At 70.4% G+C, this 18468-nt stretch carries 18 protein-coding genes; 8 read left to right on the plus strand and 10 right to left on the minus strand.

From position 1 onward, the window contains the following. Positions 1–8: 8 nt before the first annotated feature. A complete protein-coding gene (locus tag AOM45_RS43375; RefSeq protein ID WP_051784426.1) occupies positions 9–1055 on the plus strand; it encodes a lactonase family protein in 1047 nt (348 codons plus the stop codon). A gap of 109 nt (positions 1056–1164) precedes the next feature. On the opposite strand, the gene AOM45_RS43380 is transcribed toward AOM45_RS43375, so the two are convergent. The 9 genes from AOM45_RS43380 to AOM45_RS43420 all read right to left on the minus strand — a co-directional run bounded on the left by AOM45_RS43380 (position 1165) and on the right by AOM45_RS43420 (position 8704). Beyond that, positions 1165–2604: a DHA2 family efflux MFS transporter permease subunit gene (locus AOM45_RS43380; protein ID WP_030471890.1), complete on the minus strand. Its 1440-nt coding sequence runs from the start codon at positions 2602–2604 to the stop codon at positions 1165–1167. Then, positions 2601–3242, minus strand: coding sequence for a class I SAM-dependent methyltransferase (locus tag AOM45_RS43385; protein ID WP_030471889.1), 642 nt, complete (start codon positions 3240–3242; stop codon positions 2601–2603). Before AOM45_RS43385 ends, AOM45_RS43380 begins: the two co-directional genes overlap by 4 nt. Before the next feature lie 103 nt (positions 3243–3345). Then, positions 3346–4503 carry an acyl-CoA dehydrogenase family protein gene (locus AOM45_RS43390; protein ID WP_051784425.1) on the minus strand — a complete coding sequence of 386 codons (1158 nt, stop codon included), beginning with the start codon at positions 4501–4503 and terminating at the stop codon, positions 3346–3348. After that, complete coding sequence (locus tag AOM45_RS43395) at positions 4503–4772, minus strand: acyl carrier protein (RefSeq protein ID WP_030471887.1); 270 nt, start codon at positions 4770–4772, stop codon at positions 4503–4505. The genes AOM45_RS43390 and AOM45_RS43395 overlap by 1 nt, the downstream gene beginning before the upstream one ends. Beyond that, positions 4769–5797, minus strand: a complete 1029-nt coding sequence (locus AOM45_RS43400; protein ID WP_035912852.1) for a beta-ketoacyl-ACP synthase III — start codon at positions 5795–5797, stop codon at positions 4769–4771. Before AOM45_RS43400 ends, AOM45_RS43395 begins: the two co-directional genes overlap by 4 nt. Beyond that, positions 5790–6344 carry an ester cyclase gene (locus tag AOM45_RS43405; protein ID WP_081902588.1) on the minus strand — a complete coding sequence of 185 codons (555 nt, stop codon included), beginning with the start codon at positions 6342–6344 and terminating at the stop codon, positions 5790–5792. Before AOM45_RS43405 ends, AOM45_RS43400 begins: the two co-directional genes overlap by 8 nt. Positions 6345–6358: 14 nt before the next feature. Then, positions 6359–7063, minus strand: coding sequence for a 3-oxoacyl-ACP reductase FabG (fabG, locus tag AOM45_RS43410; protein ID WP_030471884.1), 705 nt, complete (start codon positions 7061–7063; stop codon positions 6359–6361). Then, positions 7060–7713: an HAD family hydrolase gene (locus AOM45_RS43415; protein WP_030471883.1), complete on the minus strand. Its 654-nt coding sequence runs from the start codon at positions 7711–7713 to the stop codon at positions 7060–7062. The genes fabG and AOM45_RS43415 overlap by 4 nt, the downstream gene beginning before the upstream one ends. Position 7714: 1 nt before the next feature. After that, on the minus strand, positions 7715–8704 hold the full coding sequence (locus AOM45_RS43420) for an AfsA-related hotdog domain-containing protein (protein ID WP_051784424.1): 990 nt from the start codon (positions 8702–8704) through the stop codon (positions 7715–7717). Positions 8705–8943: 239 nt separating this feature from the next. Between AOM45_RS43420 and AOM45_RS43425 the strand changes: the two genes are divergently transcribed. The 5 genes from AOM45_RS43425 (at position 8944) to AOM45_RS43445 (ending at position 14305) form a co-directional block, all read left to right on the plus strand. After that, positions 8944–9219, plus strand: a complete 276-nt coding sequence (locus tag AOM45_RS43425; protein ID WP_030471881.1) for an acyl carrier protein — start codon at positions 8944–8946, stop codon at positions 9217–9219. Beyond that, positions 9212–10432 (plus strand): beta-ketoacyl-[acyl-carrier-protein] synthase family protein, encoded by a 1221-nt coding sequence (locus tag AOM45_RS43430; RefSeq protein WP_030471880.1) that lies wholly within the window; start codon positions 9212–9214, stop codon positions 10430–10432. Before AOM45_RS43425 ends, AOM45_RS43430 begins: the two co-directional genes overlap by 8 nt. Further along, on the plus strand, positions 10429–11532 hold the full coding sequence (locus AOM45_RS43435; RefSeq protein WP_051784423.1) for a beta-ketoacyl synthase N-terminal-like domain-containing protein: 1104 nt from the start codon (positions 10429–10431) through the stop codon (positions 11530–11532). Before AOM45_RS43430 ends, AOM45_RS43435 begins: the two co-directional genes overlap by 4 nt. 57 nt (positions 11533–11589) lie before the next feature. Then, the gene (locus AOM45_RS43440; protein WP_030471878.1) at positions 11590–12930 is read left to right on the plus strand and encodes an NAD(P)/FAD-dependent oxidoreductase; all 1341 of its coding nucleotides are present in this window, start codon (positions 11590–11592) and stop codon (positions 12928–12930) included. 148 nt (positions 12931–13078) lie between these two features. After that, entirely contained in the window at positions 13079–14305 is a 1227-nt protein-coding gene (locus AOM45_RS43445) for a cation:proton antiporter domain-containing protein (protein ID WP_051784422.1), read from the plus strand. Here the strand turns inward: AOM45_RS43445 and AOM45_RS43450 are convergent. Beyond that, positions 14286–14921: a MerR family transcriptional regulator gene (locus AOM45_RS43450; protein ID WP_030471876.1), complete on the minus strand. Its 636-nt coding sequence runs from the start codon at positions 14919–14921 to the stop codon at positions 14286–14288. The genes AOM45_RS43445 and AOM45_RS43450 overlap by 20 nt on opposite strands. Positions 14922–15085: 164 nt before the next feature. Here AOM45_RS43450 and AOM45_RS43455 point away from each other — a divergent pair, with 164 nt between their 5' ends. Continuing rightward, positions 15086–16357, plus strand: a complete 1272-nt coding sequence (locus AOM45_RS43455; protein ID WP_301314620.1) for a thiolase family protein — start codon at positions 15086–15088, stop codon at positions 16355–16357. Further along, positions 16354–18462, plus strand: a complete 2109-nt coding sequence (locus tag AOM45_RS43460; RefSeq protein WP_030471874.1) for a 3-hydroxyacyl-CoA dehydrogenase NAD-binding domain-containing protein — start codon at positions 16354–16356, stop codon at positions 18460–18462. Before AOM45_RS43455 ends, AOM45_RS43460 begins: the two co-directional genes overlap by 4 nt. Positions 18463–18468: the final 6 nt, after the last annotated feature.

Consider the following 18468-nt stretch of genomic DNA (forward strand, 5'->3'; position numbering starts at 1 on the left):
AGAGCCGAATGAGCACCCTCGCACCCGCGCACCACACCCTGGCCTGGTTCGGCCACTACGGACTGCCGGACGCGGCACCGGGCATCAGCACACCGGCGGGCGCACCCGCCGCTCCGGACGTGCCGAACGCCTTCTGGCTGGCGTTCTCGCCTTCCGGCCGCACTCTGTACGCCGTGACCAACGTCCCGAACGCGACGGTGCACGCCTTCGCCGTGCAGGACGACGGCGGCCTGGTCGAGCGCAACCGCCGCCCGACGGGAGGCGACGGCGCCGTGCACCTGACCGTCGCGCCGTCCGGTGACCGGCTGGTGGTGTGCCACCACGACTCCAGCACGGTGTCGGTGATCATGTTGATGGACGACGAGAGCCTCGGCCCGATGGGGCAGCTGGTGCGCCACGAGGGCTCGGGACCCGTGCCGCACAGCCAGGACGTGGCGCGTCCGCACATGGCGCTGGCCGATCCCACGGGGCAGCGGTTGCTGGTGGCGGACAAGGGCAACGACTCCGTGTACGTCTACCTGATGCTGGACAGCCGCCTGGTGCACCAGCGCCGGGTCGTCGTGGGGTCGGGCGCGGGACCCCGGCACGCGGTGTTCCACCCGTCAGGAGAGTTCCTCTACGTGGTCAACGAGCTCAACTCCACGGTCACGACGCTCGGGTACGAGCCGGCGGACGGGTCGTTGTGGGTCATCGACTTCCGGTCCACCCTGCCACCGGGGTTCGACCAGTGGAACGCGCCGTCGGGGGTCGCGATGTCCCCCGACGGCCGACTGCTGTACGTGGCCAACCGGGGCCACGAGAGCATCGCGGTGTTCAGGATCAGCCCGGGAGGACGGCTCAGCGCCGCCACGCACCACGCGGTGCACCCGGAGTCCGGGGTGCACTCGCTGCCGTGGGCCCTCGAGCTCGGGCCGGACGGCCGCCTGCACGTCGCCAACCAGATGTCGGCCACCGCGCAGGTCTACGCCACCGATCCGGTCACCGGCGCGCTCACCCTGCTGGAGGAACGGCCGATGGCGGGCCCGGTGGCCTCGATCGCACTGCGCCACGGGTGAGCAGGACACGACGATGCGGGACCGGTGCGCCGGTCCCGCATCTCTTGCCGCACAACGAGAACGCGAAAGGCGGGGCCAGGCGAACCGCCGGCCCCGCCTTTCCCACCGGTCACCCGCGACGAGCGGCGATCCGGTCGCCGGACGTGCCGGCACGTCCGGGATCGGGGTCGCCCGGACCCGCCGCACGCCGGGTGGCCGGTGTCGCGATCGCGGCGACCGTCGCGAGCGACAGCACACCGCAACCGAGCAGCAGCGCGGGCGAGATGCCCGCGACGAAGTGCGCCCCGTCGCGCGCACCACCCGAGAACGCCGAGAAGACCGTTGCCAGCACGGCGACGCCGAGCACGACACCGACCTGCCGCATGGCGTGGTTGACCCCCGACGCCACTCCGCGGTCGTCGTCCGAGACGAACTCGAGCGCCTGCCTGGCGTTGAGCCCGAAGAAGAGCCCCATCCCGACGCCGCCGACGACCATCGCGGGCAGCAGCGGCAGGTACGGCATGTCCACGGCCACGACCAGCGCGAGCCACGCCAGGACACCGGCCTGCATGGCGCAGCTCAGCACCATCAGCGGCCGGACGCCCCACCGGTCGGCGAGCACGGCCGACAGCGGCGCGACGAGCAACGGCATGACGGTCCACGGCAGCGTGCGCACCCCGGCGCCCAGCGGCGAGTAGTGCAGCACGTCCTGGAAGAACTGCATGATCAGGAAGATCGACCCGAACATGCCGGCCTGCACGAGCAGCGCGACGACGCTGGTGAGCCGGAAACCCCTGCTGCGGAACAGGCGCAACGGCACGACCGGCTCGACCGCGCGGCGCTCCCACGCCACGAACGCGGCCAGGAACACCACTCCCGCGAGCAGCGGCAGCAGCACCTGCGGGTCGAGCCAGCCGCGGCTGACGCTGCGCACGAGCCCGTAGACCGGCCCCAGCAGCGCCAGGGTGACGAGCACGGTGCCGGTGACGTCGAGCCGCGCCTGCGGACCGCGGCTCTGTGCGAGCAGGCGGGCGCCGAACGGCACGACCAGCAGACCGATCGGCACGTTGATCCAGAAGATCCAGTGCCAGCCCGCGAGCTGCACGGCGACGCCGCCCACGAACGGGCCCAGCGCGATCGCCAGGCCGTTGGCCACGCTGAGCCCCGCGATCGCGAGACCGCGGCGAGCGGGTGGCACGGCGTGCACCAGCACCGTGAGCGACAACGGGAAGATGACGGAACCGCCGAGGCCCTGCAACGCGCGCGCCGCGAGCAGCACTCCCGTAGACGTCGACATGGCCGCGAGCGCGGACGCCGCGGTGAACACGGAGACGCCGGCGAGGAGCACGGTCCGTCTGCCGTAGCGGTCCCCCAGCACGGCGGCCGCCAGCATGAACACCGCGAACGTCATCGTGTAGGAGTGGACCGTCCACTCCAGACTCTCCAGGTCGGCGCCCAGGTCCTGCCTGATCTGCGGCAGCGCTGTGGTCACCACCAGGTTGTCGAGCGCGGCCATGAACGAGGCCGCGCCCGTGAGCACGAAGACGGCGAGACCGCCCCGCCTGCTCATGCGGCGTGCTCGACGACTCGCCGGTGCTGCCGCGCACGCCGGGCGACGTACACCGCCGCCGGAGGGAGGTTGCGCCACACCGTGGTGCTGACGATGACCTCCTCGAAGGTGGCGCGCAACGCCTGCAGCCGCACACGGGCGGGTTGCGCCCAGCGCGTCCAGGAGTAGGTGAACTGCGTGAAGGCCCCCGTGTCGGTGAGCGAGTCCGCCACCGCCGCGGCGAGCGACCGGCCCGCGCCGGTGGGGAAGGCCACCCACGGCAGGCCGCTCACCACCACGTCGACGTCGGAAACCCCCCGTTCGGTCAGCACGTTCCGCAGGTCGGTGGCGTCGGCACACACGACCTCGACACGCGGAAAGCGTTCCCGCAGCAGCTCAGCCCACGCCGGGTTGAGCTCGACGGCCAGGTGCCTGCCGCGGCCGCGGAGCTTCGCCTGCACGGCCTTCGTGAACGCACCGGTGCCGGGCCCGAGCTCCACCACGACCGGATCCCCCTTTTCCGGCACGGGTGCCACCATCGCGGCGGCGAGGGCGGCCGAGCTCGGCGCCACCGCCGCCGTCGTCATCGGTGACCGCGCGAACTCCCCGAGGAAGCGGAGAAAATCGCGGTTGCGCGGTTCTTCTCGCACGCTCGTCATGTGGTCAGATCCCCCATCAACTCGATCGCCTGCTGTGACGCTATGGCCGTCGCGGGACGGGCCGCATCAGTCGAAATGACTGGGGCCTCGCGCGTGGACGACGTCAGCCCCGCCGCGACGGCCGCTTGACGTACCGGCCGTAGATCAGGTCGCGCAGCACGTCGTCGCCGCCCTCGACGATCGAGATGTGCCGCATGGAGCGCAGGAGCCATTGCACGTCGTGCTGCTCGGTGTACCCGAGGCCGCCGAAGCTCTCCGACGCCGTGCTCGCGATCCGCCACCCGGTCTGGCCGGCGTGCATCTTGGCGACCACGGCCGACTTCAGCACGCCGCCCGCGAGGAACGCCGCGCCGGCGTCCGGTGCGCGGTGCAGCTCGTCGTAGTCGAGCGCGGCGCGGTGGCACTGGCTCTTGACGGTCTCCAGCTCCATCTCCAGCTGGCCCAGCCGGGCGGCGAAGATGGCGTTGCGCGTCAACGGCCGGCCGCCGAGACGCTTGTCCGCGGCGTAGGCCATGTGCAGGTCGCGCAGGCGGCGGATCATGCCGACAGCCATGGCGGCCATCATGATCCGGCTGGCGTTGAGCCCCACCTCGAGGATCCGGATGCCGCTTCCCGCCAGCTCGTTGGCGGCGGGCACGACGCAGTCGGTGAAGGTGGCGGGGTGCGTGCCGGTGCCGAGCAGTCCCGACATCCGCCAGCGCGGCCCCGCCTCGAACCCCTCGGCACCCGCGGGCACGAGGATCATCGCGAACTCCCGCGGGTCGTCATCGGCGCGCGCGAGCACCAGGCAGAACCGGGCGAACGCCAGGTTGGTCGAGAAAGCCTTCTCCCCGTTGAGGACCAGGACGTCACCGGTGCGCCGGAAGGTCGTCGCGGTGTTGGTGAGCTCGCTGCCCGCCACCGCCTCGCTGCCGAGCGCCGCGCAGAACCCGCCGGACGACACCAGTCCGCGCAGGTGCTCCTGCGCGAGGCCGGGCCCGCCGTAGAGCTCCAGCATGCGCGAGGCGAGCACCGGCAGGAACGAGGTGAACGCGAAGCCCGGGTCGTGGTAGGCGATCTCGGCCGCGATCCGCACACCATCCACAGTGGACGCGCCAGCGCCACCGAACCGTTCGGGCACCCACCAGTTCGCGAGCCCGGCCGCGGCGAACTTCTGCCACAACGGGTGCCTGTCGTCGTAGACGGTGTCGTGGTCCGGTCGCGGGGCGTGCGCGAGCACGTCCCCGCAGAACCGGGCCACCTCCCCGGCGACGGAGGACATCACCGGCTCCCCACCGGGTTCTTCAGCCCGTTGAGCAGCTCGGCGACGTCGGCCACCGTGTCGACCTCGCGCAGCCGCTCGTCGCTGATCTTCACCCCGTACTTGCGCTCCAGCAGGACCAGGAAGTCCATCAGGTTCAGCGAGTCCATCTCGAGGTCGGACTCGAGCGAGGACTCGCCGGTGATCTCGACCCCGTCGAGGTCGAGGTCGAGGCGCTCGGCGAGCCCGCGGAGGTACTCGGCGATCTCCGCGACGCTGATCGTGTTCATCGGTTCGGCCCTTCCGTGGTCGTGAGGTTCGGCGAGGTGAGCTCCGGCCAGCGCAGCACGGTCGAGCCCCAGCTCGCGCCCGCGCCGAACGCGGTGAGCAGCACCGTCTCGCCGCCGCGCAGCACACCGGCTTCCTGCGCCCTGCTGAGCGCGACGGGGATCGACGCCGCGGCCGTGTTGCCGATGTCGGTCAGGTCGACGAGCGCCTTCTCCGCCGGCACCTCCAGCTCCCGTGCGACCTCGGTGAGGATCCGCGCGTTCGCCTGGTGGGCGACCAGAAGGTCGACGTCCTCCGCCGTCAGCGACTCGTCCTTGAGGACCCGCTGACAGCTGTCGGTCATCCGCGCGACCGCGTGCCGGTAGGTGGCGCGGCCGTCCATGCGCAGGAACGGGTCGTGCGGGTCTGCGGCGAGCGGTTGCGCGCTGCCGCCGGACAGGACGTGCGCGAGCGCCCAGAGCCTGCCGTCGGACCCGAGGTGCACCCGGCCGATCGCACCCGCCTGCTGGCGGTAGCCCGGACGCAGCACCATCGCGGCCGCGCCGTCGCCGAAGATCGGTGACGTGCCGCGGTCCTGCGGGTAGATGATCGAGGAGTACTTCTCCGCGCCGACGAGCAGCACCGCGCGGGAATTCCCGCTGGTGATCAGGCCCGCGGCCGTCGCGAGGCCGGCGAGGAACCCGGTGCAGGCGGAGTTGATGTCGAACGTCGCGGTGTTCTCCAGACCCAGGTCGCTCGCCACGACAGGCGCGGTCGCCGGGCACTTCATGTCCGGCGTGGTGGTCGCGACGATGACCGTGTCCACGTCGGCGCCGCCGTTGGTCGCCCGGCCCAGCGCCTCCCGTCCGGCACGGGTCGCGAGCACCGACGTCGGCTCGTCGTCGCCCGCGCGGGAACGGGCCCGGATGCCCGTCCTGGTCCTGATCCACTCGTCGCTGGTGTCGATCCGCCGCGCGAGCTCGTCGTTGGTCTCGCGTGCTTCCGGCAGGTGGTGCCCGATGGCGTCGATGACCGCCGCGTCAGTCACGGGAACCCTCCAGGTCGCTCGCCCGCACGCCGGCGCCGGCGTCGGCGGGGTTGGCGTACTCGGGGGTGAACACGCCGAGCTGCCGCAGCAGGGTGAGCTCGTCGCGCGCGCCCCAGTGCTCGGCGACCTTGCCGTCGGCGATCCGGTAGAAGTGCAGGTGCTGCACCTCGACCCGGCGGCCCGTGGGGGCAATGCCCATGAAGTCGCCCTGGTGGGTGCCGCGGAACGTCACGCGCACCGCGTACTTGTCCCCTGCGGTGAAGAAGTCCTCCGGCTGCCAGGCGGCGTCCGGGAACGCGGTGCGCATGTACCGGGCCGTCGACAGGTAGCCCTCCGGCCCGGTCGCGACGCCCGGCGACGCCTCGTGGTCGACGAAGTCCGCGGCGAGGTACTTGTGCGCCGCCTCCTCGTCCAGCGTCGCCATCACCCTCGCGACACCGATGACGATCTCGAAGATCTCCGGAGTCGCGCCGCCGCCCAGTGCCTCCTGCGCCAGCTCCCTGCTGGTGCCGACCTGGGCCGCCTGGTTGATCAGTGTCTCGCTCATCGTCCTGTCCTCACTCAGATTCCGACGCCCGCCCCGCCCGTCACGGGCAGCAGCGCGGCGGTGATGTAGCCGGCTTCGTCACTGGCCAGGAAGGCGACTGCGGCCGCGACCTCGTCCGGCGTGCCCGCGCGGCCGAGGATCGTCTCGCTCAGGATCTGCGCGCGGCGCTTGGCCGTGACGCCTTCGGTCATGTCCGTCTCGATCAGTCCGGGGGCGACGACGTTGGCGGTGATCCTGCGGGAGCCGAGCTCCCGCGCGACCGAACGCGCCAGGCCGACGAGCGCCGCCTTGGACGAGGAGTAGTTGGCCTGTCCCGGCGCGCCCGTCACCCCGGTCATCGAGGAGACGTAGACGAGCCGGCCCCAGCGCTCGGCGACCATGTCCGGCATGACCGCCTGGGTCAGCCGCACGGCGCCGTGCAGGTTCGTCTCGAGCACCGAGCGGAACTCGTCCTCGCTCATCCGCATCAGGAGGTTGTCGCTGACGACACCGGCGTTCGAGACGAGCACTTGCACCGGTCCCTGCTGCACCCGGACCTGCTCGACCGCCTCCCGCACCGACTCGGTGCTCGTGACGTCGCACCGCACGGCGAAGAAGCCCGGCGGTGGTTCCCCGCTCCGGTAGGTGATCGCCACCTTGTCGCCCGCCGCGGCGAGGGTGCGCGCGATGGCGAGGCCGATGCCCCTGTTGCCACCCGAGACGAGAACGGACCTGGTCATGCGAGCTCCTTCGGTTCGAGCAGGGGTTCGATCTCGGCGAGCGCCGACCGCGCGTCGCGGAAGAGGACGGCGTGCCAGCCGGCGGCACGCGCGCCGGCGAGGTTGTGCTCGAGGTCGTCGACGAGCACGCACTCCTGCGCGGGCACTCCGGCCCGTCGCGCGGCGAGCTCGAACATGGCCGCCTGGGGCTTGCGGTGCCCCACCTCGAACGAGAGCAGGACGTCGGCGAACAGCTCGTCCACCGGCACCATCCGCCGCCAGTGGGCGTCCCACGCGGGGACCATGTTCGAGATGAGGCCGACGAACACACCGCGGGCGGCGATCTCGCGCAACGCGCGGACCCAGGCGTGGTTGGTCTCCCTGCCGTCGAACCACGTGTCGGCGAGCGAGTTCAGCCGCAGCGACACGCCGTGGTCGGCCTCCAGCACGTCACCGACCTGCCGCAGCCACTCGGCCTCGGTGACCAGCGGCGTGTCGATCGGCTCCATCATGTCGGTGGTGCCGTAGTCGCGGGTCACCTTCTCGACGGCGGCCATCAGCACCGCGGGGTCGAGGCCGGCGGAACGGCAGAACACGCCCATGGTGTGACTGATCGGCGGGGTGAGCACCCCACCGAAATCGGTCCACACCGCAGAAATGCGCGAAGCCATCTCATTCACCTCCCGTGCGCACCAGACGCACACCGATTTCCGCGACGCCCTCGCCGCCCTGGGTGAACTTCACGTTCACCTTCCGCTCGGCGCCGCCGGGGTGCGCGGTGGCGTGCGCGAGCAGCAATTCGTCGAGTTCGGCATAACGTTCGAAAACAGCCGTGACACCGGCCACGCACCAGTGCACGAGCTCCACGCCCGTGCCGTCGTCGACCAACGCCAGCGCCGCCTGCCGCGCGGCCTCGGCGAGCACCATCGCGGGCAGGTGGTCGTACTCGTGGTCGAACAGCGCCCGGTTGCCGAAGTGCGGTGACACCGTCGCCGTCACCGCGTCCGGACTCCGGCGCAGGCCGGCGAGCACGACGTTGCGCGGGTCGACCCGTCCGACCAGGTGCGGTGCGACCTGGTCGTCCCCGCGGAAGCCCTGGTAGGCCGCGGTGCTGGGCGGGACCGTGCCGCGCTGGAAGTCGCGCAGCGCCGCGATCTCGCTCTGCCGCATGACCTTCAGGCTCAGCTCGTGCCGGCCGGCGAGCCTGCCGCCGAGGTACAGCTCCTGCTCCACGCCCGCGTTGCGCACCCGGCCGCGCGGCGTCGGGTTGCCCGACAGCGTGGTGTCGAGCACCAGCTCACCCGGTTCGGCACCGGTGATCGTCGCGTCGACGTCGTCGAGCTCGATGCTGAACGTGCTGACGATCATCGAGTGGCCGAGGGGAAGCCCGACGACCGCGTGCGCGCCGTAGATGCCGGCCTGCCTGCACGCCTCCAGCAGCAACATGGGGTCGTACCTGGCGGGAACGCCGAGGTGGTCGCTGTAGTGGCCGTGCGTCAACGGGAGCTGGGCGCCGACGAGGCACCGCCGCTCGCCGATCCGCACGCTGTCCGTGACGAACACCTCCGCGACGGACGTGCGGTGCACCAGCGCACGGTCCACGGTGCGCTGGAAGCCCAGTGGTGGGCGCGCGTCGAACTCCGGTGCGACCTGCTCGCTCACAGACATCCTCGATTCTCCGGTTCGCCGAGACGACTTGTCGCCACCAATTCGTACGGGGTCGGCGTCAAAGCGACATAAATCGAAGATGAAAGCTGGTCGTTGGGAACACCGGAGTAGTACGCCCACTACAACCTTAGATGAAGGAGGATGCGAACTTACGGTTGCCCGCATTGCCGTCCCGGCGATTTTTTTCCTAGCGTGAACGGCACTTCAGCTCACCACACATTGGGGAGAAACTGGTGACTCAGGACGTCGCTTCGAGCACATCAGATCTGCGAGCAGCCATCGGCGAAATCCTGGTGCAGGAGCTCGAGATCGAATCGGACGAACTCACCGCGACCGCCGGGTTCGAGGACGAGTACGGCGCGGACTCGCTGACGCTGCTCGCCGTCGTGGCCCGGTTCGAGCGGGAGCTCGGCATCGTGATCCCGTCCGACCACGTCGGACGGATGACGAGCCTCGACAAGGTCTACGAGGTCGTCAACGAGTTCAGCGGGACGGCACCCGTTGTCTGAGATCGGCGGCCGACGAGTCGTCATCACCGGCCTCGGCGTCGTCAGCAACGTCGGCATCGGCGTCGACGACTTCACCGAGTCCATCCGGGCGGGCCGCACCGGGATGTCCCCGATCACCAGCTTCGACACGAGCAGGTTTCCCAAGGTCATCGGCGGCGAGGTCCAGGACTTCAAGCCGGACGCCGTGCTGGAGCGCCTCGACGCCGACGAGTGGGGTCGCAGCGGGCTGTTCGCCGCGGCGGCTGCCCGGCTCGCCGCGAGGGACGCGGGTGTGTCCGACGAGGAGCTGAGCTCGGCACCGTCGGGCTCGGTCATGGGCACGACGAGCGGCGAGTCGGCGGTCAAGCAACGCCTGTCGGAGCAGGCGGTCGGTGCCGGGCCGGAGACGGTCGACCCGGACCTGGTGCTCATGTCGCCGGCCCACCGGATCGCCGCCGCGGTGAACACCGAGCTGGGGCTCAACGGTGAGGCGCACGTCATCGCCACCGCCTGCTCGGCGAGCAACTACGCGCTCGGCTACGCGTTCGACCTGGTGCGCGAGGGAGAGGCGGACTACGTGTTCGCCGGTGGCGCCGACTCGGTGAACCGCCACACGCACGCCGGTTTCCTGCGCCTGGGCGCACTCGCCGACGACGTCATCCGGCCGTTCGACGTGAACCGCTCCGGGATCATCACCGGCGAGGGCGGCGTCGCCCTGCTGCTGGAACCGCTGGAGCAGGCGGTCGCGCGCGGGGCCAGGATCTACGCCGAGGTGCTCGGGTACGGCGTCAACTGCGACGCCAAGCACATGGTGCACCCGGACGCCGAAAGCCTGGCGAGGTGCATCGCGGCCGCGCTCAGCTCGGCGGGCGTGCTGCCGCACGAGGTCGACTACATCTGCGCGCACGGCACCGGCACCCCGGTCAACGACGAGGCGGAGATCGCCGCGGTCCGGTCGGTGTACGGCGAGCAGCTGCCACCGATCAGCTCGATCAAGTCGATGATCGGCCACACGATGGGCGCCGCGAGCGGCTACGGCGCGGTCATCTCCTGCAAGTCGCTGCACGACGGGTTCCTGCCGCCGACCGCGAACCTCCAGCAGCTCGACCCCGCGCTCGGGCCGGAGCTCGACGTCGTGCCGGTGACCAGGGAGGCCACGCCCTCGGTCGTGGTGAACCACGGCTTCGCCTTCGGCGGCAACAACGCCGTCGTCGTCCTGGGGAGGGTCTCGTGACCACCGTCGCGCCACCGGAGCCGCTCGCGATCACCGGGTGCGGCGTCGTGTCCCCCGCCGGGGTCGGCCTCGACAGGTTCAAGGAGTACCTCGACCTGCCGAGGGTCGCACGGCCGGTGCACGCACCCGAGGACGCCGACTCCTACCCACCGCTCGCCGTCCACTCGGCGGGTGACATCAAGCTCGCGGAGCACGTGGGCCGCAAGGGCACCCGCCGCCTCGACCGGATGGTCGGGCTGGCTCTGGTCGCGAGCAAGCTCGCGCTCGAGTCGGCCGGTCGCGCGGACGAACGCTCGATGCGCGCGCAAACCGGTGTCGCCATCGGCACCAGCACCGGCAGCATCGCGAGCCTGTTCGAGATCGCGACGAACACGCTCACCCAGAGCGAGCCGTACATGATCGAACCGTCCAGGTTCCCGAACACGGTGCTCAACTCGTGCGCGGGTCAGGTCGCGATCTGGAACTCGCTCAAGGGGGTCAACGCGACGGTCGCGGGCGGGCACGTCTCCAGCACGGCGGCGCTGCGGTACGCGCAGAACGCGATCCGGCGCGGGCACGTGACGAGCATGCTCGCCGGCGGCATCGAGGAGACGTGCCCGCAGCTCGCGTGGGCGTGGCACCGCGCGGCCCTGCTCCGGCCGGGCACCGCGCTCGCCGAAGGCGCCGGGATCCTCGTGGTCGAGGACCGGTCCGTCGTCGGCGACCGGCCTGTGCTGGCCGAGCTGCTCGGCACCAGGACGGCGTACCGCGGCGGGCGCACCAGCCTCACCCAGGGCCTCGCGGACTGCATCACGAAGTTGTTGTCCGACAACGGGGTCAGGCCCGAGGACGTCGGCGTCGTGGCGCTCGGAGCCGGCGGTCAGGTCGGCGCCCGCCGCATCGAGGAACAGGGCGTGCGGCTCGCGCTCGGGTTCCTGCCGGACGCCCTGCGCGTGCCGGAAGCACTCGGCGAGAGCTACAGCGCCGGCGGTGCGCTGCAGACGGCGGCGGTGCTCGCGCGCTGGTCCGGGGACTCGCCCGCCTCCGAACGGTTCGGACTCGTCACCTCGCTGGGGCGCGACGGGGCCATCGGCTGCGTGCTGCTGCGCAGGCCCTCGTGACCTGCCTCGTGATCTCCCAGTACTCACAACGATTCTCGGTCAAGGAGTGGGCAAGGAATGAAGACTGACTTCGACGTGATCATCGTGGGCGGTGGTCCCGCGGGATCCACGGCCGCCTCGTACCTCGCCCGCGAGGGTCTCTCGGTCGCGGTGTTCGAGAGCGAGATGTTCCCCCGCCCGCACGTCGGGGAGTCGCTCGTGCCCGCCACGACGCGCGTCCTGATCGACATCGGGGCGATGGACAAGATCGACGCGGCGGGCTTCCCGAAGAAGTACGGCGCGTCCTGGACGACCCCCGGCAAGCACTCGCAGCTGAACTCGCCGGCGCTGTCGTTCGACTTCGACGGCCACGCCGCTGTGCAGTTCGGCGAGCGCGACCAGGAGGGGGTCGACCGGCCGTACACCTACCACGTCGACCGCAGCAAGTTCGACCTGATCCTGCTCAAGCACGCGGAGTCCTGCGGTGCGAACGTGTTCCAGGGCGCCCGTGTGCTCAAGGTCGACTTCGACGATCCCTCTCTCGTGAAGGCCTCCGTCCGGTTCGGCCCGCGCACCGTCGACTTCAGCGCGCGCATGTTCGTCGACGCGTCGGGACGGCAGACGCTGCTCGGCAGGCAGCGCAAGGTGAAGGTCGCCGACGAGGTGTTCGACCAGTACGCCATCCACGCCTGGTTCGAGGACCTCGATCGCACGGCACTCGCGGCCACGCCGGAGGAGACCGAGAACATCCTGATCCACTTCCTGCCGATCAGCGACACCTGGGTGTGGCAGATCCCGATCACCGACCGGATCACGAGCATCGGTGTCGTCACGCAGAAGCACCAGTTCGCCGAGGCCAACACCGACCGCGAGAAGTTCTTCTGGAAGTACGTGCGCACCCGTCCCGACCTGGCGGAGCAGCTCAAGAAGGCCAAGCAGGTCACCGAATTCCGGCCGGAGGGCGACTACAGCTACTCGATGAAGGAGGTCAGCGGCGACCGGTTCGTCATGATCGGCGACGCCGCGCGGTTCGTCGACCCGATCTTCTCCAGCGGCGTCAGCATCGCGCTGAGCACCGCCCGGCTCGCCGCGCACGACATCGTCGCGGCCTTCAAGGACGACAACTTCGAGAAGGCCCAGTTCGCCGAGTACGAACGGCTGCAGCGGCTCGGCACGAAGAACTGGTACGAGTTCATCTCGATCTACTACCGGCTGAACATCCTGTTCGGCGCGTTCGTCCAGGACCCGCGCTACCGCCTCGACGTGCTCCAGCTGCTGCAGGGCGACATGTACGAGGAGAACCCGAAGGCGCTCGCCGCCATGCGCGAGGTGGTGACCGAGGTCGAGAACGACCCCGGTCACGTCTGGCACCCCTACCTCGGCAACCTCCGCGTTGCCCTGGACCCGGTCACGGCCTGACCCTCGCCACCTGATCTCCCGAAGCGACGGCTCCGCCCCGTGTGCCCGGCGGAACCGTCGCTTCGGCGGGGAACCGGAGGTGGGCGGGCGCCCGCGGCGTTGCGGGTGCCCGTCCACCGCCGGACATCGACGATTGGAGTCATCGGCTGTGAACCCCGAACAAGTTCCGGTGCTGTTGTTCGCACTGGCCGTGATCGTCACGGCCGCGCAGGCGTTCGGCGCGCTGGCGAGACGGGCGGGACAGCCGCCGGTGATCGGCGAGATCCTGCTGGGTGTCCTGATCGGACCGACGTTCTTCGGTGGCGCGGTCGCCGCGTTCCTGTTCCCCGCCGAGATCCGGCCGTTGCTGAGCGTGCTGGCGAACGTCGGCGTGGCGCTGTTCATGTTCACCGTCGGCACCGAGGTCGACCGGAGGCTGTTGCGGGGCCACGGCCGGATGACGTTGTCGGTCGCGTCGGCGTCGATGGCGCTGCCGTTGCTGCTGGGGTGCGGACTCGCGCTGTACCTCTCAGGGCACTACGAGAGTTCTCACCGCGTGGGCTTCGTGCTGTTCCTCGGCACGGCGATGGCCGTGACCGCTTTCCCCGTGCTGGCACGGATTCTCACCGACCGCGGGATGCAGCGCACCACGATCGGAGGTCTCGCGCTGTCCTGCGCGGCGGTGGCCGACCTGCTCGCCTGGACGTTGCTCGCCGTCATCGCGACCATCGTGGGCGGCGCGCACCGGCCGCAGTGGGTGGTCGCGATGATCATCCCGTTCACCGCATTCCTGCTGCTGATCGTGCGCCCACTGCTGGGCAGGATCGCGAACGACTCGCGCCCGCGCACGCTCGCCGTCGCACTGGTGGGTCTGCTGGCCTGCGGTGCCGCGACGGAGTGGATGGGCCTGCACTACATCTTCGGCTGCTTCCTGTTCGGTCTGGTCATGCCGACCGGCGCCAGGGAGAGCTTCGAAGGGACCGCCCGGCTCGCCGGGGTGCTGCTGCTGCCGACGTACTTCATCGTCGCCGGCCTGAACGTCGACCTCTCCTCGATGCGCGTGACGAACGTGGCCGACCTCGTCCTGATCATGCTGGTGTCGGTCGGCGGCAAGTTCGCCGGCACGATGATCGCGGCGCGGCTGCACCGGGTCGAGTGGCGGCAGGCGGCGACGCTCGGCACGTTGATGAACGCACGCGGACTCACCGAGCTGATCGTGCTCACCACCGGGTTGCAGCTGGGCCTGCTCGACACCGGCCTCTACTCGCTGATGGTGCTCATGGCCCTGCTGACCACGGCGATGACCGGCCCGTTGCTGCAGCTCCTGCACCGCGAGGACCGCGTCCCGCAGGACTTCCTCGCCACGGAGACCGAGGTCAGTCGCCGGTCCCGATGAGCCTCTCGGAGACGGGCACCTGCGCGAGCCGGCGCGCGGCGGTCAGCACCGCGTCGCCGATCAGCGTCGCCACGACCATGCCCTCGACGACGTCGTCCACCTTCGAGTGCTTCGCGATGTACGCGACGTCGGCCTCGGCCATGATCCGCAGGCCGTCCGCGTAGGCGTCGAGCAGCTCGGCGAAGCGGTCGTGCCCGACCTGTCTCGCCGCGGACAGCGCCTCGGCCAGCCGCCTGGTCACGCGGCTCTGCTCGACGCCGTGGTCCTCGCGGGGCAGGCCGAGCCGGTCCAGGTACGCGTTCGCCTGGTCGACCGCGGCCGGGTCGAGCGGCGCGCCGGAGGGCGTGGTGATCGCCTCCTGCACGAGTCCCAGCTTCTGGTGCAGCGACTCGTCCTGGGCGTCGATGAGGCCCAGGACCTCCTTCACCGACGCCAGCGACAGGCCGCCGACGTCGAGCAACGCCCGCACCAGCCGGAGCCGCCGCAGGTGCTCTTCTCCGTAGTGGGCCTGGTTCGGGCTGGTCAGCTCGCCCGCCGGCAGCAGTCCCTCGCGCAGGTAGTACTTGATCGTCGGCACCGGGACGCCGCTGCTCCTCGAGAGCTCCCCAACTCGCACCTGGCCAGTCTAGGTACGGGTAGCGACGAGTGCCGATACCGGCTCGGGCCTCGGGTTGCCGCAGCTCCCGGGAGTGCGCAAGGTGTGTGACGCAACGAACAGGGGTGCAGCTGTGGTTACTCGCCAGTAACTAGGGCTAGAGTTGGCGTTACCGACCGGTAGGGATGTCGCGCACCCCCTGCCCGGTGGACAGAGTTGTCACCACAAGTGGAGGAGACGCCGTGGCCGCACCAGCAGCGCCGGCACGCGTTCGGAACGTGGTCTTCGTCGACGGCGTCCGCACGCCGTTCGGCAAGGCCGGCCCCAAGGGCATTTTCGCCGAGACCCGTGCCGACGACCTCATCGTGAAGGTCATCCGTGAGCTGCTGCGCAGGCACCCCGAGCTGCCGCCGGAGCGCGTCGACGAGGTCGCCATCGCGGCGACCACGCAGATCGGCGACCAGGGCCTCACGCTCGGCCGCACCGCGGCGCTGCTCGCGGGCCTGCCGAAGTCGGTCCCCGGTTACTCGATCGACCGCATGTGCGCGGGCGCGATGACCGCCGTGACCACCGCCGCGAGCGGCATCGCGTTCGGCGCGTACGACATCGCCATCGCGGGCGGCGTCGAGCACATGGGCCGGCACCCGATGGGCGAGGGCGTCGACCCGAACCCGCGCTTCCTGTCGGACAGGATCGTCGACACCAGCGCGCTCGTCATGGGCCAGACCGCGGAGAACCTGCACGACCGGTTCCCGCACATCACCAAGGAGCGCACGGACGCCTACGCGGCCGCCTCGCAGGCCAAGTACGCCGACGCGCTCAAGAACGGCAAGATCGGCCCGGAGCTCGTGCCCGTCGCGACCCGCTCCGCCGAGAACGGCTGGGGCCTCGCCACCGCCGACGAGCCGCCGCGTCCCGGCACCACCGTCGAGGACCTCGCCAAGCTCAAGACCCCGTTCCGCCCGCACGGCCGGATCACCGCGGGCAACGCGGCCGGTCTGAACGACGGCGCGACCGGCTGCATCCTCGCCGAGGAGGAGACCGCGCGCGAGCTCGGCCTGCCCGTCGGCATGCGGATGGTCGGCTACTCGTTCCTGGGCGTCGAGCCCGAGGTCATGGGCATCGGCCCGGTTCCCGCCACCGAGAAGGCTCTCGAGCGCGCCGGTCTGTCCATCGAGGACATCGGCCTGTTCGAGGTCAACGAGGCGTTCGCCATCCAGGTGCTCGCGTTCCTCGACCACTTCGGCATCGCGGACGACGACCCGCGCGTGAACCAGTGGGGCGGTGCGATCGCCACTGGCCACCCGCTGGCCTCTTCCGGCGTGCGCCTGATGACGCAGCTGTCGCGTCAGTTCGCCGAGCGCCCGGACGTGCGCTACGGCCTCACCACCATGTGCATCGGCATCGGCATGGGTGGCACCGTTATCTGGGAGAACCCGAACTGGAGCGGCAAGTGACCATCTCTGCTGAGGAAGCAAAGGCGATCTTCCCCGACGAGGTCGTCACCGTTGCCAAGACCCGTCTGATCTCCGTACCGGGCCTGGACAAGCCGGTCGCGTTCGTCACGATCGACAACGGCCTGGACCACACCCGTCCGTCGACGTTCGGCCCGCAGTCGCTCGTCTCGCTCGGCGCGGCGTTCGACGAGGCGTACGCGGCTGGGCCGGCCGCCATCGCGGTGACCGGCAAGCCGTTCATCTTCGCCGTGGGCGCGGACCTGTCCGCGGTCGAGCAGGCGACGGACCGCTCGCAGGGCGTCACCATCGGCCAGCTGGGCCACGACGTCTTCAAGAAGTTCACCGACTCGGACATCCCCACCTTCGCCTTCGTCAACGGCGCGGTCATGGGCGGTGGCCTCGAGCTCGCGCTGTCGTGCCACTACCGCACGCTCGCGTCGAACGCGGCCGCGATCGCGCTGCCCGAGGTGTTCCTGGGCCTGTTCCCGGGCTGGGGCGGCACGCAGCTGCTGCCGAACCTGATCGGCGCCAACGACGCCGTGACGGTGATCTTCGAGAACGCGTTGAACCAGAACAAGATGCTCAAGCCGAAGGAAGCTCTCGCGCTGGGCATCGCGGACGTGCTGTTCGACTCCGCCGACTACCTGGAGCAGTCGCTGCTGTGGCTGTCCGGTGTCGTGCGCGGTGAGATCACGGTGCCGCGCAAGGAGATCGACCGCGGCGAGGCGTGGGACGCCGCCGTCGCGCGCGCCAAGGCGATCGTGCACGGCAAGACCAAGGGCGCGGCGCCGGGTGCGCAGAAGGCCCTGGAGCTGCTGGAGCTGGCGCGCGAGAACGACCTGGAGAAGGGCTACGCCGCCGAGACCGAGGGCCTCGCGGACCTCGTGATGAGCGACGAGCTCCGTGCCGGGCTGTACTCGTTCAACCTGGTGCAGAAGCGCGCGAAGCGTCCGGCGGGTGCTCCCGACAAGTCGCTGGCGCGCAAGGTCACCAAGGTCGGTGTCGTCGGCGCCGGTCTGATGGCCTCGCAGATGGCGCTGCTGTTCATCCGCCGCCTGCACGTGCCGGTCGTGCTGACCGACATCGACCAGGCGCGTGTGGACAAGGGCGTCGGCTACGTCCACAGCGAGATCGACAAGCTGGCGGGCAAGAAGCGCATCTCGCCGGACGAGGCGAACCGCCTCAAGGCGCTGGTCTCCGGTTCCCTCGACAAGGCCGCGTTCTCCGACGCCGACTTCGTGATCGAGGCCGTGTTCGAGGACCTCGCCGTGAAGCAGCAGGTGTTCGCCGAGGTCGAGGAGCACGTCTCCCCCGAGGCCATCCTCGCCACGAACACCTCGTCGCTGTCCATCACGGACATGGCGTCGAAGCTCAAGCACCCCGAGCGCGTCGTGGGCTTCCACTTCTTCAACCCGGTCGCGGTCATGCCGCTGCTGGAGATCGTGCGCGCCGAGCAGACCGACGACGCCACCCTGGCGACGGCGTTCGCGGTCGGCAAGCAGCTGAAGAAGTCCTCGGTGCTGGTGAAGGACGCGCCCGCGTTCGTCGTGAACCGCCTGCTGACCCGCTTCATGGGCGAGGTCATCAAGTCGGTCGACGAGGGCACCTCCTTCGAGGTCGCCGACAAGGCCACCGAGCCGCTCGGCCTGCCGATGTCGCCGATGATCCTGCTGCAGCTGGTCGGTTCCGCCGTCGCGCTGCACGTGTCGGAGACGATGCACGGCGCGTTCCCGGACCGCTTCTCGGTGTCGGAGAACATGAAGAAGTTCGTCGCCGCGGGCAAGGGCGCCGTCTGGCAGTGGGACTCGTCCGGCAACCAGACCGTCGACCCCGAGGTCCTCGCGCTGTGGGAGTTCGGCGACGCGCCGCTCACCGGTGACGAGGTGAAGAACCGCGCGCTGGAGGCGCTGGCCGAGGAGATCCGGATCATGCTCGACGAGGGCGTGGTCGCGGAGGCACAGGACATCGACCTGTGCATGATCCTGGGCGCCGGATGGCCGTTCTGGCTGGGCGGCATCACGCCGTACCTGGACCGCACCGGCATCTCGGAGAAGGTGACGGGCAAGCGTTTCCTGGCGCCGGGTGTGGCGTCCGTGCCCGCGTAAGGGTCT

Source organism: Lentzea aerocolonigenes, assembly GCF_000974445.1.
Lineage (GTDB): Bacteria > Actinomycetota > Actinomycetes > Mycobacteriales > Pseudonocardiaceae > Lentzea > Lentzea aerocolonigenes.

Excerpts from the sequence above, each read along its gene's own strand:
- AOM45_RS43375 (WP_051784426.1), top strand. The coding sequence starts at position 9 with ATGAGCACCCTCGCACCCGCGCACCACACCCTGGCCTGGTTCGGCCAC.
- AOM45_RS43380 (WP_030471890.1), bottom strand. The coding sequence starts at position 2,604 with ATGAGCAGGCGGGGCGGTCTCGCCGTCTTCGTGCTCACGGGCGCGGCC.
- AOM45_RS43385 (WP_030471889.1), bottom strand. The coding sequence starts at position 3,242 with ATGACGAGCGTGCGAGAAGAACCGCGCAACCGCGATTTTCTCCGCTTC.
- AOM45_RS43390 (WP_051784425.1), bottom strand. The coding sequence starts at position 4,503 with ATGTCCTCCGTCGCCGGGGAGGTGGCCCGGTTCTGCGGGGACGTGCTC.
- AOM45_RS43395 (WP_030471887.1), bottom strand. The coding sequence starts at position 4,772 with ATGAACACGATCAGCGTCGCGGAGATCGCCGAGTACCTCCGCGGGCTC.
- AOM45_RS43405 (WP_081902588.1), bottom strand. The coding sequence starts at position 6,344 with ATGAGCGAGACACTGATCAACCAGGCGGCCCAGGTCGGCACCAGCAGG.
- fabG (WP_030471884.1), bottom strand. The coding sequence starts at position 7,063 with ATGACCAGGTCCGTTCTCGTCTCGGGTGGCAACAGGGGCATCGGCCTC.
- AOM45_RS43415 (WP_030471883.1), bottom strand. The coding sequence starts at position 7,713 with ATGGCTTCGCGCATTTCTGCGGTGTGGACCGATTTCGGTGGGGTGCTC.
- AOM45_RS43440 (WP_030471878.1), top strand. The coding sequence starts at position 11,590 with ATGAAGACTGACTTCGACGTGATCATCGTGGGCGGTGGTCCCGCGGGA.
- AOM45_RS43455 (WP_301314620.1), top strand. The coding sequence starts at position 15,086 with ATGTCGCGCACCCCCTGCCCGGTGGACAGAGTTGTCACCACAAGTGGA.